Origin of the sequence: Flavobacterium sp. 2 (assembly GCF_049949195.1) — a bacterium.
Taxonomy (GTDB): domain Bacteria; phylum Bacteroidota; class Bacteroidia; order Flavobacteriales; family Flavobacteriaceae; genus Flavobacterium.
In genome coordinates this window covers 4,928,735-4,945,670 of record NZ_CP188206.1, presented here as the reverse complement: position 1 = coordinate 4,945,670, position 16,936 = coordinate 4,928,735, and the positions used below count along the sequence as shown (strand labels likewise).

Here is a 16,936-nt window from a genome sequence, read left to right as displayed (position 1 = left end):
TCAACAATTTCTTATCTTTTTAAACGGTCTGATAATTCTCTTTTATATGTAATTCCAATTGGTAATTTTTCGTGTTTGATGACCACAAAATCTTTTTCTGTTTCTTCAATTTTATCAAGCGCAACGATATACGATTTATGAATTCGAATAAAGCTTTTTTCTGGCAAACATTTCTCTAATTCAGTCGTAGTTATTGAAGCCAGATACGTACGCTTAATGGTGTGAAGTTTAACGTAATTTCCAAAACTCTGTGCGTACAAAAGTTGATCTAATTCTATATCAATAAAATAACCATCGACTTTAACGCTTATTGAGTTTACAATAGTTTCTTCTTCTTTTACTTTTAATGTTTCTGTAGAGAAAAATCGGTCAACTGCTTTTAAAAATCTTGGAAAATAAATAGGTTTCAGCAAATAATCAATTACACCGTAATCGTAACTTTCTAAAGCAAATTCAGAATAAGCTGTCGTTAAAATTGTCTTCGGATGATTTGGAATAATCTTTAATAATTCCATTCCTGAAATCTCAGGCATATTGATATCCAAAAACATTAAATCGACGTGATTTTCACGCAGATAATCCATTGCTTCAATTCCGTTATATCCTTGAAAAACCAATTCTAATTGCGGATTCTGTTTGATATAATTCGCCAAAACATAATGCGCCGCCGGCTCATCATCAACAATTATACATTTTTTTGGCTCTTTCATTATAAAAACTTTTTCAACTGCAATTTCAAATCAATTATATAGGTATTTTTTTCATCCTGAATATCTAATTTATAGTCTTTCCCATAAATTAAATTCAGACGCTCGATGGTGTTTTTTAAACCAATTTTAGTCGAAACCACATCTGTTTTTTTTGTCGGAATTGAATTGACAACGTGCAAATGAAGGTATCCGTTTTCAGCCGTAATAAAAATTCGGACAAAACATTTTTCAATCGCACAGGTTCCATGCTTAAACGCATTTTCAATAAAAGCAATCAATAGCATCGGCGAAATTTTATAGGCATTTTCATTATCCACTTTACTGTCAAAAGTAATATCACAACGATAACCTACTCGTTCCTTTTCGAGCTGCACATAACTGTTTATAAATTCCAATTCATCTTCTAAAGATACGCATTGTTTATTATTGCTTTCGAGCTGATAACGCATTAATTGCGATACTTTCATAATCAAATCTGGAGTTCGATCGGGGAATTCCAAGCTGATTCCGTAAAGCGTATTAAAGGTATTAAATAAAAAATGCGGATTCAATTGCCCTTTTAAGGAATTCAACTGCATTTGATTAAACAGCAAAGTTTCGTCAGTTCTTCTTTTATGGATTCTGTAGAATTTAAAAACAATAATCGGACTTAAAATACAAACCAAAGTTCCTAAAACACTCGCCAATTGGTACACATAACTTCTTTGATGCGAATTCTGATACAAACGGCAATTACTGAACATATCCAGCATTGTGATTTCATACAAAATAACAGAGAACACAAAAACCCCGAAAAGAGTCAGAAAAATATAAGTTAAAGGACGCTGGGTTTTGAATAATATAGGAAGAAGAAAAAACCGATTGAACTGCGCATGCATGTACAAAATGAAATAGAAAAAAATCCCCATTAAAATGGAAGTAACGGAGCTGAAAAGCATCCAGTCATTTTTTAACGTATAAATTGTAAATGAAAAAAGGACAACAGCAATTTCCTGCCACCACTTGTTATCCAAAATATTATCAATCTTTTTATTCATTTTTAAAACTTAAATAGTGTACAAAGTACGGACAAATATTTAATTATTTTTTCCAAAAAATGACAAATTGAATTGGTCATTTATCAGTGCAGTACATCACTTAACCTGAGCTTTATCAGCATAAGAGAAATAAATTTGCGCTTTAATTTCACACTTTGAGTTTTATGTATTTCAAAAAAATTACTTTATTATTTTTCTTGATTTTAGCCTCAAATGGTTATTCACAAACCTTGTCTTTAAAAGAAGCAATAAAAACAGGTCTCGAAAACTATGGTTCGATCAAAGCAAAAAACAATTACGCCAGTGCCTCAAAAGAGACATTAAAACAATCTCGACGTGATTATCTTCCTAATCTTAATTTATCCGCACAACAAGATTATGGAACTATTAATGGCCAAAATGGTGCGCTTTACGGATTTAATGGTTTAGGAACAGCTTCTTCCGGACCAGCATTACCAGAACAAAACTGGAATTCTGCATTCGGTGCTTTATATTTAGTGAACATGAACTGGGACTTTTTTACTTTCGGAAAAACTCAGGAAAAAATCAATTTAGCAAAAGTTGATGTTCAGGCAAAAGAAAAAGATTTAGAGCAGGAAATGTTTCAGCAGAAAATTAAAATTTCGGCTGCTTATTTGAATTTATTGGCAAGCCAAAGGTTACTGATTTCACAGCAAAAGAATTTAAGCCGTGCAGAAGTTTTCAAAAAGACAGCTGTTGCCCGAGTTAAAAACGGATTATTGGCTGGAGTTGATTCGACCTTAGCAACTGCTGAAGTTTCAAAAGCAAAAATCGCCTTGAATCTTGCGCGAAATTTTGTAAAAGAACAAAACAATAAATTAGTTGATTTAATGGGCGTTGCGCCTCAGGATTTTATTGCAGATACTTTATTCGTAAATCAAATTCCGAAAGAGGTTTTAAGATCAACGGCTTCAACTGATAGTTTGCATCCTTTATTGCAATTTTATAAAACGAAGATTGATTACAGCAATCAACAAGTTAAATTATACAAACGTTTTTATTATCCAACGATGAGCGCTTTTGGTGTTTTACAAACCAGAGCCTCGGGTTTTGAAACAGGTTATGCAGTAGATCAGTCAAACTTCAGTAGAAATTATTGGGATGGCGTAAATCCGGATCGCTCTAATTATTTGGTTGGAGTTGGAATTACTTGGAATTTGACGACGCCTTTTAGAGCCAACAAACAAGTAACGTCTCAAAAATTTGTTTCTCAGGCTTTGCAGGAAGAATACAATCAGGCGAGCAGAGAATTGCAATCGCAGTTGACTTTTGCCGAGGACAAAATAAAAATCACTTTGGAAAATTATGCCGAAGCGCCAATTCAGGTCAATGCCGCACAACGTGCTTATATTCAGAAATCGACTTTGTACAAAAACGGCTTAACTGATTTAACCGATTTAACTCAAACCATGTTTACGTTAAACCGCGCCGAAATCGACCGTGATATCGTCAACAATAATGTATGGCAGTCGTTTTTGCTGAAAGTTGCTGCAACGGGCAATTTTGACTTATTTATAAATGAATTTTAATTAAAAGCCAAATGAATTTAATACGTTTTGCACTCCGCAAGCCCATCTCCATCTTAGTATTGGTTGCGGGTCTATTTTTCTTCGGAATTGGTGCCATCAAGGACATTAAGGTAGATATTTTGCCAAAAATGAACTTGCCGGTAATTTATATTGCGCATCCGTTTGGAGGTTATACGCCAGACCAAATGGAAGCTTATTTTGCCAAAAACTACGTGAATGTTTTACCTTTCTCGAATGGTATAAAATCAGTAGAAACCAAAAACATTCAAGGGTTAATGATTATGAAATTAACCTATTACGAAGGTACAAATATGGCTCAGGCTGCTGCCGAGTTGAGTGCACTTTCAAACAGAATCCAGGCGGTTTTCCCTCCAGGAACACAACCTCCGTTTATCATTCGTTTTGATGCTTCTTCATTACCAATCGGACAATTGGTTTTGAGCAGTAAAATCAGATCAAACAATGAATTGCAGGATTTGGCCAACGTTTATGTTCGTGCTTCATTTACCTCAATTCCTGGTTTATTATCTCCAGCTCCGTTTGGAGGAAGTCCAAGAACTATTGAGATTAACGTAGATCCCGATTTATTGCGTTCTCACAATATGACGCCAGATCAAATCGTAGAGGCGATTCGTTTAAATAACCAGACGGCGCCATCAGGAAACGTTCGTATGGGCGACAAAAACTATATTACGCCAACCAACAATACGATTAAAGAAATTAAAGATTTTGAAAATATTCCGCTATTTAAAGGAAGTGTTCAAAACCTAAAATTAGGTGATGTAGCAGTTGTAAAAGACGGTGCCGATATTACTGCGGGTTATGCCTTGGTAAACGGAAAACGTTCGGTTTACATCAGTATTGCAAAAGCGGGAGATGCTTCGACTTGGGATGTGGTTCAGAAATTAAAAGCTGAATTGCCAAAAATCCAGAGCACACTTCCTGAAGACGTAAAATTATCATACGAATTTGACCAATCTGTTTATGTAATCAACTCGGTAAAAAGTTTGATTACTGAAGGAATTATTGGAGCAGTTTTAACCGGATTAATGGTTTTATTATTCCTTGGCGACCGTCGTGCGGCTTTGATCGTAATCTTGACAATTCCGATTTCGATTATTTCTGGAGTTTTATTCCTAAAATTATTCGGTCAAACAATCAACTTGATGTCATTATCAGGATTGGCTTTGGCAATTGGTATTCTGGTGGATGAAAGTACCGTAACAATTGAAAATATTCACCAGCATCTTGACATGGGAAAACCAAAAGCACTCGCCATTTGGGATGCCTGTCAGGAAATTGCGTTGCCTAAATTATTGATTTTGCTTTGTATTTTGGCCGTATTTGCACCAGCATTTACAATGGTTGGTATTCCAGGAGCGTTGTTTTTGCCTTTGGCTTTAGCAATTGGTTTTTCAATGGTAATTTCATTCTTATTATCTCAGACATTTGTTCCTGTAATGGCAAACTGGTTGATGAAAGGACATGAAAAACACGAACATACACCTGAAATCACAGATGATGAAGCAGAATTTAACGCTTGCGGATTGACGCCAGAATCTGAACAAGATTTGATTACGCAGAAAAAAGTAATGGTTGAAAGATTGGATACCGATCAAAACGGAAAAATAAGTCCGTTTGAGCGATTCAAAGTCCGCTTTATGAAATTGCTGGATCGTTTATTCGTTCATAAAAAAATAACAAGTATTACGTATTTGATTTCTGCTACGGCATTAGCTATTCTATTAATTACTTTTATTGGAAAAGATGTTTTCCCAAGAACCAATTCAAGTCAGTTTCAATTGAGAATACGCGCTGTTGACGGAACGCGTTTAGAAAGAACAGAAGAACAAGCGAGAATTGTTTTGAAAGAACTGGAAAAAATGGTTGGGAAAGAACATATCGGAATCTCCTCTGTTTATGTCGGCCAGCACCCTTCTCTATTCTCAATCAACCCAATTTATTTATTCATGGCAGGTTCTCACGAAGCAGTTTTCCAAGTGAGTTTGAAAGAATATCACGAAGACATGGATGACTTTAAAGATGAATTTAGAGCAAGACTAAAAAAAGTATTGCCTGATACTAAACTTTCTTTCGAACCAATCGAATTGACTGATAAAGTTTTAAGCCAAGGTTCTCCTACTCCAATCGAAGTTCGAATTGCAGGAAAAGACAAAAAAAGAAATGAATTATACGCCAATCAGATTGTTGAAAAACTAAAAGCAATTTCCTATTTCAGAGACGTTCAAATTGGTCAGCCAATTCATTATCCAGCAATGAATATTGATATTGACAGAACTCGTGCCGCCGAATTAGGCGTTGATATGAACGATATTTCGAGATCACTTGTGGCTTCAACCTCATCATCAAGATATACCGAGAAAAATACTTGGGTCGATGAAAGAGCCGGATTATCATATAACGTTCAGGTGCAAGTGCCATTGAACAAAATGAAAAGCAAAACCGATATTGGAGAAATTCCAGTATTGAAAAACTCTCTTCGTCCAGTTTTAAGTGACGTTGCTAAAATTACACCAAGCTTTGTCAGCGGTGAAAATGACAATTTAGGGGCAATGCCGTACATTACCGTTACAGCAAACATCAACCAGACCGATTTGGGGACCGCGTCAAAAGATGTTGCTGCAACTATAAATTCATTGGGAGAATTACCTAGGGGGTTATTCATTACGCCAATCGGTTTGAGTAAAGTATTGGAAGAAACATTAAGCAGTTTACAAGTAGGATTATTGGTTGCCATTTTTGTAATCTTCTTAATGTTAGCCGCTAATTTCCAGTCATTCAAAGTTTCACTGGTAATTTTAACAACCGTTCCGGCGGTAGTTTTGGGAGCCTTAATAATGCTGACCTTGACTGGTTCAACATTGAATTTACAATCGTACATGGGAATCATCATGTCGGTTGGGGTTTCGATTGCCAATGCGGTTTTATTGGTTACCAATGCCGAGCAATTGCGTAAGCGAAACGGAAATGCATTAGAATCGGCACGTGAAGCTGCGGCATTGCGTCTTCGTCCGATTATCATGACATCAGTTGCGATGATTATGGGAATGTTGCCAATGGCGATTGGACACGGCGAAGGAGGCGATCAGGTTTCTCCGTTAGGAAGAGCGGTTATCGGTGGATTATTATTTTCTACTTTTGCCGTACTTTTAATCCTTCCGCAGATATTTGCGTGGGCACAAGAAAAAACAACAACACAATCTGTTTCTTTAGATCCTGAAGACGAAGAAAGCATCCATTATATCTCATCTTTAAAACCAAAAAATGAACACTAAAATTATAAAATATAGCGCGCTGTTTTTTTCAGCATTATTTTTCCTGAACAGCTGTAATTCTAAAAAAGAAGAAGTTGTTACGGCAGAAATCGAACCTAAAACAGAAACTTTTCTTTTAGAAAAAGAAAAACTGACTACCGAATTGCGTTTACCAGCCGAATTAACTGGTTTTCAACAAGTAGATTTATATGCAAAAGTGAGCAGTTTCGTAAAAGATTTAAAAGTTGATATTGGTTCCAAAGTAAAAAAAGGGCAGCTTTTAATTGTTTTGGAAGCGCCTGAAATCAGTTCACAATTGGCTGCAGCCGAATCGAGATTAAAATCGATGGAAGCTATTTATGCAACCAGCAAAAGCACGTACAACCGTTTGTATGAAACGAGCAAAGTGGAAGGAACTATTTCTAAAAATGATTTAGAAATGGCAAACGGAAAGAAAAACTCTGATTACGCACAATATCAAGCCGCGATTGCAGCGCACAAAGAAATTTCGATTATAAGAGGTTATTTAGAAATTCGTGCGCCGTTTGACGGTGTTGTAGCGGCTAGAAATGTAAATTTAGGAACATTTGTTGGTCCGTCAGGAAAAGGTTCTGATTTGCCTTTATTGACAATTCAGGAGCAAAACAAATTGCGTTTAGCAGTTTCGGTTCCGGAATTGTACACAGGATATTTGCGCCAAGGCGACGAAATGAGTTTCAACGTAAAATCATTGCCAGAAACTTTTAAAGCAACAATTACAAGAATGTCTGGCGCTTTGGATTTAAAATTACGTTCTGAAAGAGTCGAAATGGACGTTCACAACACAAAAGGCGATTTGTTGCCAGGAATGGTTGCCGAAGTTTTATTACCGCTTAACGCGAAAGACAGCACATTTGTAGTGCCAAAATCAGCGGTAGTAAGTTCTGCAGAAGGAATTTATGTGGTAAAAGTGGTAAACCACAAAGCCACAAGAGTTGACATTAAAAAAGGAAGAGAAATCGACGATAAAATTGAAATTTTCGGTGATTTGACTCTAAAAGATAAACTGGTAAAAATTGCCAGCGAAGAAACTAAGGAAGGCGATATAATAAACGAATAACCTGCGTTTAGTCTTCTTTTTAGTAGATTACCCAAAAACTGTACGCATTTATTTATGAATGCGGCATTTTAAAATTTGATTTGGTTTTAAAATGCAAAATTAAATTTATTTTGAAAAGGGAGCGGTACTATTTTTAGTGCCGCTCTTTTTTATATGCTGTTGTTCATAAAATTTAGACATGATTACTGATATCTTCATAATAACCCCATAATTCAAGCCTATTCTGTTATTTTTATGTCTTATACTAACTATTTATAAGATAACACTCTACCTATATTTACTTCTATAACCCAAATTTATTACCACTCTATTTAAATAAAAATTTAGAAGATCTTACTAAAACATAACAAATAATCAACGTTAAAATTTATAAAAACCAAACTATAGGCTATGAGCAAAACAACAATAGTTGAAGGAAAACTCACAATAACTGCAACTGGTAATATAGAAATACATGCAACAAATGGAGATCTTAACATCCATGCTGCTAAACATAACATTTGGCATGGAGAAGAAAATGGCATTTTTTATCACGATTATGAGCCATTACATCCTGCAGATTCATTGGCGAATGAAATAGATATCACTTTAAACATTTTCTTTGATGGTACACAAAACAATAAAACGAACACTGAAGTAGGAAAAGACCATGAAACTTCAAATCATGAAGATGACAGTTATACTAATGACTATAGCAATATAGCACGCGGTTATGATTCTATTGATACTACTGTTTTTAATCAAGTATCAGTTTATATAGAAGGAATTGCTACTGAGGATCTAAAAAAAGATGACATTGTACCCGACGTGGCAATGGGCATAGGAAGCCGTGGAATTGTTGCTAAAGTAACAAAAGCTTGTGTCGAGGCTGGAAAAAAGTTTAAACAGAAAAAATATCGGGATAAAAAAATAGATGAAATAAAAGTAAATGTATTTGGGTTTAGTCGTGGGGCCGCAGCAGCAAGACATTTTTTGCATGTCGCTAATAGTCCTGCTAAACTACAATTGATAGATCGGGAACATGCATATGCAGTTCCTCCGTTTGAAAGCGATACAAATCCTGACTACATAAAAATAAAAAGAGATGAACCTCTTGTACATGCACATGGATATTTTGCTGCCTGTCTTTTAAATAATGATATAAAACCGAAAAAAATCAAATTCAATTTTGTAGGATTATATGATACCGTTTCCTCACACGGAGTTTATCATGGCAACGATGTTAAAGATTTGCATTTGGATGGAGTAGAAAAAGCTCATTTTGTTTTTCAGCTGGCAGCAAATGATGAATATCGTGAAAATTTTGATTTGACCGATATTACCAGTGCCGGTATCAACGGACTTGAATATACACTGCCTGGTGTACACTCTGATATAGGTGGTTCTTATAAGGATCGTGCTTTTGAAACAGCCATTTTGTATTACAAAAAAGAGTCACTCTACAATGAAATGATCCATAATTCTAAAGAAGAAGTAGCCAAATTTAAAGAAATTGTTATAAAGGAAGGCTGGTACAAGGATTATCAAATTAAAGCCGGGGTATTTCCTCAATCCTTCATTAATACAAAAAAGGAAAAAGAAAAATTTGAACATATGGAAGATACCTATTACAGTGTAATAGGCTCACGGAAAATGCGAAACACCTATGATAAAATCCCGCTCAAAAAAATGTTCTTTTACTCCAAACAGTTCGGAGTTATTTATGATGATATCCTAAGTAAAAAACTGCACGAAATTGAAGACCCATTTTTACAAAACGTATACAATCAGCTTTTAAACTATATGGTAGCCTGCAATGATTTACGCAATAGTTATGTGAAACAAAACTCCTGGGATTCTGAAAAATATTTGGCTGAACTAAGACAAATATCCTATTTAGATTATATTGATTTTGAAGATTTAAAGACACTACGAAACGAATACCTGCATTGGTCTGTTAAAGCAAATCAATTTGGTCTAGGATCAAGAGAAAGCCAGGCGCCATCAAAGGAAGGAGCCTTAGAACAACAATATAGAAAAAGAGAAATTCATCATGGGTAAGAACAGATATAAACTTTTAGATTCTATTTTATTAATTATTTTATTTAATTCATTAACAAACTGCCAAATGAAAAAAGAACTGCCTGAATTTCACGTACAAATATCCCATCCCGAAAATAAATATAGAATTGAATTTGTATCTGACAGCATAAGGACACTTGAAGGTGTCAGGGCAGGATTACCATATGGTGGTACTTCTGGTGAATGGGGAGAATCACGCAAAGTATGGACAGCACAACATGGAACTCCAATTGGCGCTGATATCACTTACTATGCAGGTTATGAAGATGCCTTTTATCATTTAAATGCAGATTTTCCAATTGACACTATAAGAGACTGGACGAAAAGATTCTATTCAAATGTAGAAATTGAAGAAAACAACGAAGAGCTTCAGGAATATATTTATGATAGAAAATCGTCTCAAAAAAGAGTTTATGACGAATTTAATGATCTTATCTTCGGCTTTGCTCCAAAAGGAATGGTGGTCGTTTGGTTGAATTTTGGTGGCACTCAAAAAGAACTTGGGCGTTACCAATCAGAAAGAGTTCAAGACGATCAGGCTTTAGAAGCTAACCTTTTTGCTTCATGGTCAATGAAAAGACCAGAAGTTAGAAAAATGTCGTTAATTCGAGATGCAAGTCCAGAAAAATGGGACAACTACCGTATAAAATATTTTTGGAAACCAATCATTACTTCTGAAAATAAAAACTTTAAGCTTTTCTGGGTATTGACAGAATATTTTAATGCTGAATTTGAAAGCAAGCTTAGACCTATGGTATTACATCCTAAAAAAGAAGAAAGGGCTATTCCAAGTCTTATTACTTTTTTCTGGGAAACTGGTAAAGGGAAGAAATACGAAGGAAGAGCTTTCTTTAATTGGGAGAAAACCAATAAAGAGTTTAAAAATCAAGATAATAACGACAATGAAATTCAAATAAAAATTGATGCTGACAATAGAGATTTTGAAGTTTCATTAAATGGTAAGCCTTTAGAAACGATTAGTAAAAGAATTTTTACAACTGACAGGGAATTTAAAGAATCTTATAAATAAAATTTTTATAACAATTTTAAAAACAGAATACCCGATAGCGCGGATTTGCAATCCGTGCTCGCAACAGTTTTACATAATGCAGGTATAACCAATCTTTGCGGGCACGGATTACAAATCCGCGCTATCGAATACAGAATAAACTCAGCCGCCCCCCGCTCGTGAACGCAATGAGTCATTACGTTTAGTTTGTCATTTCGACCGAAGGGAGATCACACTAGAAACTCCGCAAAGTATGTCGCCAATCTTTGTCGATCAACGTGTGTGATTTCCCCCCTGCTGGCGCGAGCGTCTCGCTCGTGAACGCAAAGAGCAGCTACAACCAAACTACAAAATTAAAATTTGGAAAACTAAAGTTTACTAAAAAGTGTGTGTTCATGACTGTATGCACGAGCGAGATGCTCGCGCCAGCATTACTATGTAATAAATAATTTAAATCTGAAATAAAAAAGCGCTATTTTTGAGAAAACGGAATCACAAATGATTGATATAAAAACATTTGATCAAGCAGAAGATTTACAAAATCCGAGACGCGTATTAAAATATGTACTTCTATTTTGTACATCGGGAGAAATGACGCTTTCTGTAGATGAAAATGAATATATTATTACCAAAAATTCAGTCATTACCATAACTTCTGGTCAAATACATTATATAAAAAACAATAATAAAGCAACCGGATTTGTTCTTGAATTTACTTATGATTTTTTCTGCAAAAATGATAATGATATTGAATTGATTTTTCACAACAGCTTGTTCTGTCATTTTGCAATGAACGAAGTAATTCAAGTTGATGACGACAAATTGGTTGTTGATTCACTACAACTTATTCAGCAGGAAATTGCAGAAAAACCATATCAATACCTCATCTCTATTCATTCCAGAATCCAATTGATTTTAATTGAAATCAATCGTTCTAAAATAAAACTCGGAGAAGAAATCTATAAACCCGATGCTTTGTTTCTTCATTTTCTGGAAGCGATTCGCGGGAATTTTGACAAAAACCTTTCGGTTGCTGAAATTGCCAATTTAATTGGAACTACCGAAGCCAAATTGAATGAACTCTCCAAACTGCATTGCAATAAAACCGCTCAAAATATCATCTTCGGATTGATTATTTCTGAAGCAAAACGTTTGTTTACTTACGAGAAACTATCGGTTAAAGAAACGGCTTATGCTTTGGGTTTTAATGATCCTTTTTATTTTTCGAACTTCTTCAAAAAGCACACTAATATTTCTCCAAAATCTTATAAAGAAAAATTGGTTAGCCTTTGATTTAAAATGGCTCGCTGATAACGCGGATTGAACAGGTTATCACAGATTTTCTATTGCATGCTGCTGCAAAAAATTATCAGCGTAAATCTGCTCAATCAGTGCCATCTGTGGTCTATTTAATGATACACCCACATAATTACATGCTTTTTCCAGAATTCTCTATTCTTTAAAAAGTACCACCGCCCGATCTTTGTATCTGATTAATTACTAATAAAATAGTTTATGAAAAGATATCAGGATTTTGCCACTTTGCTTTTACGAATTGCAATGGCTGTTGGATTTTTATCCGCCGTTTTAAGTCGGTTGGGTTTGTTGGGGAAACAATCTTCAGGATGGGAAAATTTTCTGGCTTACGCCGAACAAGTCAATTCTTTTTTGCCTAAAAGTTTTATTCCGTCAATTGCAATCTTCAGCACTTTCTTGGAATCATTATTTGCTGTTTTATTGTTGGTTGGATATCAAACAAGAAAAACTGCTATTGGCGCTTCAATTCTAACTTTTTTGTTTGCGCTGGCAATGACGTATTCCTTCGGAATCAAAGAACCTCTTGATTATTCGGTTTTTGTCTTTTCTATGGCTGCTTTTCTTTTAGCAACCGCCGACAAATATCGATGGAGTTTAGACGAATACCTTTTAAAAATTAACTAATTAAATTGAATAAATTATGGAAACTAGAATCACAAAAAGCAATGAATTAGAATGGAAACCGCTTCAGGAAGAAGGCATAAAAACAGACGGAATTTATGCTAAAGTATTACGCTTCGACAAAACCACCAACCGACCTCCTACTTTTCTTTTAAAATTTGAACCTGGCGCGTCGTATCCCAATCACGTGCATCCTGCCGGCGAAGAAATCTATGTTCTTGAAGGCGAAGTACGCTCCGGAAAAGACGAACTAAAAGCAGGCGATTATTTGTATATGTCTCCTGGAAGTACGCATTCAGTATTTTCCAGAACTGGCTGCACACTTTTGTTTATGGTGCCTGAGGAGGTTGAGATTTTGAAGTAAACAAAATGAGTTATTAAAAAAAACGCAAAGTCTCCCGACTTTGCGTTTTTTTTAAATAATCTTAAAATTTCAAAACGAAATAAAAGCCTCCTGATTTCTACCTAAATCCTCTTTAAAGTTTTTAATTTTTCGCTGGAGTTATAATGATATTGCGATACTCCACAGGTCCGTGGTCTCCCTGAAGGAATATAGGTCCAGGCTCGGCCTCGTTGCTGTCTATAGCGCCGCCAGTAATTCCGGGAATATTCTGATTGCTGATTACTGTTTTACCATTGGCAACAACCGTTACCATTCTACCAATCAAGGTAATATCGTACGTATTCCATTCGCCGGCTTCTTTGGCAACCATTTCATTTGGAATCAGCAGTCCATAAATTGCTCCCATTTGATCTAAAGCAGGTTCCATTCCTTTGCCATCTGTCACCTGTACTTCATAACGACCGCGAAGATACACACCGCTATTACTGTGTTTTGGAATACGAAACTCTATATGAAGTTTAAAATCATTAAATTTTTCGTTGGTCACTAAATTAACACCCGATTTTGCACTTCGCAAAATACCATTTTCGATAGTCCATTGATTCGTTCCTTCAGTATGCCAATCCTTGATTGAATTACCATTGAGAAGATGAATCGGTTTACCCCACACAGGTGCAGCAGTGCGACGAAGTGCAGGCGAACGAACACCAGTCCAGGTTTGGGTTTTTCCATCAACAGTTTGCAAGGTTCCGAATATTTTTTCACCTTCAATTTCGCCTTCTACACGAAGATCGTTGCTTCCTTTCTCCCATTGCGGTGGTATTGAAAAGCTAAATTTTCGATCCTGAACATGAATTTCAGATATTGGTCTGGCGCTGCCTACTACGCACATAAATTGTCCTACGAGTGTTTTTGGTCCCGATCGTCTGATTTCAAGCCAGGCTGGTGCAGATTTTCCGTCAACATCAATTGTTATGTCCCAATGGCCTTTTAAAGTATCTTTTTCAACTGCATAAAGATTGTTGCTGATTTGGCTAGCAAAAAGAGTGAATAACAGGCCAACTATCAAAATGTGGTTACGGAAATTTGGAAATGCTGTGGTTTTGGTTTTCTGGTTCATATCTTTTTTGATATTAAAGATAATTAATTTTCAAAAGAAATCTATTTGCAGTCAAATCTTTAAGACTGAAAAAAGAGCCAAAGGCTCGGCCAATCTTGTAGAGCTGGACTTCAGTCCAGTTTAAAACGAATGCATTAACGTGAAAATTTGTTTTGTAAAAATCATTATCTAAACTGGACTGAAGTCCAGCTCTACAATATGAATCATTCCTTCGGAATTTTTGTTTTTTATTTTATGAAAAAATGAAATTTACTTTTTAAACTTTTATTTATATCTGCAATATATTTACTTCAAATCCTTCTTAATAACTAAATATTTTAAATCGGTTTTTCCAGCATTACTAATTCCGTGTTCAGCATTTGGCGGACAGTAAAAACTGGTATTTGGTCCGGCTGTAACGGTTTTTCCGTCAAGGAAAAATTCGGCTGTTCCTTCTAAGATGTAGAAAAACTCTTCTTCGGGATGGTGATGCGGCGCGTGTGTTGATTTTCCGGGTTCAACGATACTCATTTTGAGTGTGTTTTCCTGAGTGAAATTTTTATCGGCAAACCAATATTGATAGCCTACTTTGGTTTTGGTGGCTTTGGTTAAATCAAAGTGATTGACACAGTTTTCGATTGTGTATTTTGGTTCTGTTGAAGTCGTTTCTTTTTTTACTTCTTGAGAAAAGCTAATCTGATGGAAAAACAGAACAGCTAATGTGGTTTTTATGATTCTTGTTGGTGTCATTATTTTTGATGTAATGTTACGAAAAAATCCGTTTCGTTTAAACTGGACTGAAGTCCAGCCCTACAATATGGATCATTCCTTCGGAATTTTATTCCGTCAAAAAAAGAGCCAAAGGCTCGAGCTATTTTGTAGAGCTGGACTTCAGTCCAGTTTAATAATGGAAATAATTCCATCATAATTCCCTCTAAAAAGGGTCCGCAACTAGCTTTACAACACCAATAATTAATTTTTATGTTTTAAAGCTCTAATACAAATTCATATTAGTACTTAAAAATCCTTCAGTAAAGGATATACTTTTTTAAACTTATTGAACGCAGCTTCATATACACTTTTATGTTCCGTATTAGGAAAATAGATTTGGCCTGTTTTGTTATCAATTGTGATCTCCTCGCCGAGTGATTTTAAACCTATAAGAACAGCACCCCAGGAAGATCCTTCAATAGTTTGCGAGGTTTCAACCTGCATCTGAAAAATATCAGCAACCATTTGGAGCCACAGTTCGCTTTTACCAAATCCGCCGCTGGCCATAACTTTTGTTTCTTTTCTATGATCGGGATCCGGAATTAAAATTTCTGTGATTTGGAACAATCCAAATAAAATTCCTTCTAAAGTGGCTCGTACCAAGTGCGCTTGTGTATGCGTAATCTGCATTCCCAAAAGGCTTCCTTGAGCCGAGGCATCCCAGATTGGCGCTCGTTCTCCCAATAAATAAGGTACAAAAAGCAGTCCATCAGAACCTGCAGGAATTTTTGCGGCTTCTTCAACAAGAACTTCTAAAGATTTTTCTGTTCTTAGTAAAGTTTCTTTCAGCCATTGTAAAATTATCGCACCATTATTGACCGCACCTAAAGTAAGATATTGATTATCCATTAAATGATAACACTGCGTGCGCATTTGGTCGTCAAGATACGGTTTGTCAATGGGCATTCGAACTGCTCCGCTCGTGCCAATAGTTAAAGCAATACAATTTTTGTTCATGGCGCCTGTTCCGAGATTGGCCAACGCACCATCACCACCGCCAATTATATAAAGAAAATCATCTGAAATTCCTTTGCATTGATGTGTGACTTCGCAAACTTTAGATAATTGATGTGGCTTTATGTTTAAGAAATCCAAGACTTCCTCATCCCAATCTAAAGTATGAATGTTTAGTAATCCAGTTCCGGACGCCATTGAAGTGTCTGTATAATATTCATTAGTAAAATAATGCCAAACATATTCTTTTATACTGATGAATTTATAGGTTTTGGAAAATAGTTCAGAGTCAAATTCTTTGAACCAGGCAATTTTTGTCAAAGGAGAAAAAGGATGAATTGGTATTCCAGTTTTTTGATAAAAGTGTTTTCCCTGATCTGAATTTTTAAGTTTTTCGGCAATTCCCGTCGCTCTGTTATCTGCCCATAAAATAGCATCTGTCAGTGGTTTTCCATTTTCATCAATTGCAATAACGCTTTGCATAGCCGAGCTAAAACTGATAAATTGAGGCTGAATTCCGTTTGTAATCTCGTTAATACATTCCTTTACGGTTAGCAAAATTTCGTGCGGTTTTTGAATACTCCATTCCGGCTTGGGATGATACATTTCGTACGACTTAGCAATTTGTCGAAGCACATTTCCCTGTTTATCAAAACAAACGGCTTTTGTGGCTGTTGTTCCTATGTCAATGCCAATATACAATGCTTCCATATTATTTATTTGATCTATAAATTTAAAGTATAACAGAATCGCTTCGCTGTGTAGCGCCACATACTTAAATTATTGATTAATTGTTTTTGAATTTGTCTCGTAAAATTATCACTTTCTACACGTTAAAAGTCCTCATTTCAAATTTAATATGTTAAATAAATTCATTTAAAGTTGCTTAGGAAAATTATGAAAAAGAGACCTTCTCGTCTAGCCCTTCCCGATAGCTATCGGGAGAAACGGCATCTCCCGATTTAGAAAAACAAGGCTTTTTAGCCGTAGTTTTTGTTTATCGGGAATATAGTGGAGAGCAGGACTAAACGTTCTTTTGAAAACGGAATTTCTGTTCCTGAAAAGAATCTTAACCCAACTTTGCAGAATA

At 35.5% G+C, this 16,936-nt stretch carries 13 protein-coding genes; 8 read left to right on the top strand and 5 right to left on the bottom strand.

The window, feature by feature from the left end:
• Nucleotides 1–11: 11 nt before the first annotated feature.
• Nucleotides 12–710 carry a LytR/AlgR family response regulator transcription factor gene (locus ACNFIH_RS21510; RefSeq protein ID WP_035651009.1) on the bottom strand — a complete coding sequence of 233 codons (699 nt, stop codon included), beginning with the start codon at nt 708–710 and terminating at the stop codon, nt 12–14.
• Nucleotides 710–1,747, bottom strand: coding sequence for a sensor histidine kinase (locus ACNFIH_RS21505; RefSeq protein WP_035651006.1), 1,038 nt, complete (start codon nt 1,745–1,747; stop codon nt 710–712). Before ACNFIH_RS21505 ends, ACNFIH_RS21510 begins: the two co-directional genes overlap by 1 nt.
• 164 nt (nt 1,748–1,911) lie before the next feature.
• Here ACNFIH_RS21505 and ACNFIH_RS21500 point away from each other — a divergent pair, with 164 nt between their 5' ends.
• The 8 genes from ACNFIH_RS21500 to ACNFIH_RS21465 all read left to right on the top strand — a co-directional run bounded on the left by ACNFIH_RS21500 (nt 1,912) and on the right by ACNFIH_RS21465 (nt 13,043).
• Nucleotides 1,912–3,297: a TolC family protein gene (locus tag ACNFIH_RS21500; RefSeq protein WP_142452173.1), complete on the top strand. Its 1,386-nt coding sequence runs from the start codon at nt 1,912–1,914 to the stop codon at nt 3,295–3,297.
• A gap of 11 nt (nt 3,298–3,308) precedes the next feature.
• Nucleotides 3,309–6,593: an efflux RND transporter permease subunit gene (locus ACNFIH_RS21495; RefSeq protein ID WP_426484720.1), complete on the top strand. Its 3,285-nt coding sequence runs from the start codon at nt 3,309–3,311 to the stop codon at nt 6,591–6,593.
• Nucleotides 6,583–7,671: an efflux RND transporter periplasmic adaptor subunit gene (locus tag ACNFIH_RS21490; protein ID WP_426484719.1), complete on the top strand. Its 1,089-nt coding sequence runs from the start codon at nt 6,583–6,585 to the stop codon at nt 7,669–7,671. The genes ACNFIH_RS21495 and ACNFIH_RS21490 overlap by 11 nt, the downstream gene beginning before the upstream one ends.
• Nucleotides 7,672–8,061: 390 nt before the next feature.
• Complete coding sequence (locus tag ACNFIH_RS21485) at nt 8,062–9,711, top strand: T6SS phospholipase effector Tle1-like catalytic domain-containing protein (protein WP_426484718.1); 1,650 nt, start codon at nt 8,062–8,064, stop codon at nt 9,709–9,711.
• A gap of 67 nt (nt 9,712–9,778) precedes the next feature.
• Nucleotides 9,779–10,762 carry a DUF2931 family protein gene (locus tag ACNFIH_RS21480; RefSeq protein WP_426484717.1) on the top strand — a complete coding sequence of 328 codons (984 nt, stop codon included), beginning with the start codon at nt 9,779–9,781 and terminating at the stop codon, nt 10,760–10,762.
• Nucleotides 10,763–11,239: 477 nt separating this feature from the next.
• Complete coding sequence (locus ACNFIH_RS21475; protein WP_426484716.1) at nt 11,240–12,034, top strand: helix-turn-helix domain-containing protein; 795 nt, start codon at nt 11,240–11,242, stop codon at nt 12,032–12,034.
• Nucleotides 12,035–12,256: 222 nt separating this feature from the next.
• On the top strand, nt 12,257–12,682 hold the full coding sequence (locus tag ACNFIH_RS21470; RefSeq protein WP_426484715.1) for a DoxX family protein: 426 nt from the start codon (nt 12,257–12,259) through the stop codon (nt 12,680–12,682).
• Between the two features lie 16 nt (nt 12,683–12,698).
• On the top strand, nt 12,699–13,043 hold the full coding sequence (locus ACNFIH_RS21465; RefSeq protein WP_426484714.1) for a cupin domain-containing protein: 345 nt from the start codon (nt 12,699–12,701) through the stop codon (nt 13,041–13,043).
• Nucleotides 13,044–13,164: 121 nt separating this feature from the next.
• Here ACNFIH_RS21465 and ACNFIH_RS21460 read toward each other — a convergent pair whose 3' ends face one another.
• From ACNFIH_RS21460 to ACNFIH_RS21450, 3 genes are all read right to left on the bottom strand, one after another.
• Nucleotides 13,165–14,142, bottom strand: coding sequence for a 3-keto-disaccharide hydrolase (locus tag ACNFIH_RS21460; protein ID WP_426484713.1), 978 nt, complete (start codon nt 14,140–14,142; stop codon nt 13,165–13,167).
• Nucleotides 14,143–14,427: 285 nt separating this feature from the next.
• Nucleotides 14,428–14,871 carry a cupin domain-containing protein gene (locus ACNFIH_RS21455; RefSeq protein ID WP_426484712.1) on the bottom strand — a complete coding sequence of 148 codons (444 nt, stop codon included), beginning with the start codon at nt 14,869–14,871 and terminating at the stop codon, nt 14,428–14,430.
• Nucleotides 14,872–15,138: 267 nt separating this feature from the next.
• Nucleotides 15,139–16,557, bottom strand: a complete 1,419-nt coding sequence (locus ACNFIH_RS21450) for a gluconokinase (RefSeq protein ID WP_426484711.1) — start codon at nt 16,555–16,557, stop codon at nt 15,139–15,141.
• Nucleotides 16,558–16,936: the final 379 nt, after the last annotated feature.

Excerpts from the sequence above, each read along its gene's own strand:
- ACNFIH_RS21510 (WP_035651009.1), bottom strand. The coding sequence starts at position 710 with ATGAAAGAGCCAAAAAAATGTATAATTGTTGATGATGAGCCGGCGGCG.
- ACNFIH_RS21505 (WP_035651006.1), bottom strand. The coding sequence starts at position 1,747 with ATGAATAAAAAGATTGATAATATTTTGGATAACAAGTGGTGGCAGGAA.
- ACNFIH_RS21500 (WP_142452173.1), top strand. The coding sequence starts at position 1,912 with ATGTATTTCAAAAAAATTACTTTATTATTTTTCTTGATTTTAGCCTCA.
- ACNFIH_RS21495 (WP_426484720.1), top strand. The coding sequence starts at position 3,309 with ATGAATTTAATACGTTTTGCACTCCGCAAGCCCATCTCCATCTTAGTA.
- ACNFIH_RS21490 (WP_426484719.1), top strand. The coding sequence starts at position 6,583 with ATGAACACTAAAATTATAAAATATAGCGCGCTGTTTTTTTCAGCATTA.
- ACNFIH_RS21485 (WP_426484718.1), top strand. The coding sequence starts at position 8,062 with ATGAGCAAAACAACAATAGTTGAAGGAAAACTCACAATAACTGCAACT.
- ACNFIH_RS21480 (WP_426484717.1), top strand. The coding sequence starts at position 9,779 with ATGAAAAAAGAACTGCCTGAATTTCACGTACAAATATCCCATCCCGAA.
- ACNFIH_RS21475 (WP_426484716.1), top strand. The coding sequence starts at position 11,240 with ATGATTGATATAAAAACATTTGATCAAGCAGAAGATTTACAAAATCCG.
- ACNFIH_RS21470 (WP_426484715.1), top strand. The coding sequence starts at position 12,257 with ATGAAAAGATATCAGGATTTTGCCACTTTGCTTTTACGAATTGCAATG.
- ACNFIH_RS21465 (WP_426484714.1), top strand. The coding sequence starts at position 12,699 with ATGGAAACTAGAATCACAAAAAGCAATGAATTAGAATGGAAACCGCTT.
- ACNFIH_RS21460 (WP_426484713.1), bottom strand. The coding sequence starts at position 14,142 with ATGAACCAGAAAACCAAAACCACAGCATTTCCAAATTTCCGTAACCAC.
- ACNFIH_RS21455 (WP_426484712.1), bottom strand. The coding sequence starts at position 14,871 with ATGACACCAACAAGAATCATAAAAACCACATTAGCTGTTCTGTTTTTC.
- ACNFIH_RS21450 (WP_426484711.1), bottom strand. The coding sequence starts at position 16,557 with ATGGAAGCATTGTATATTGGCATTGACATAGGAACAACAGCCACAAAA.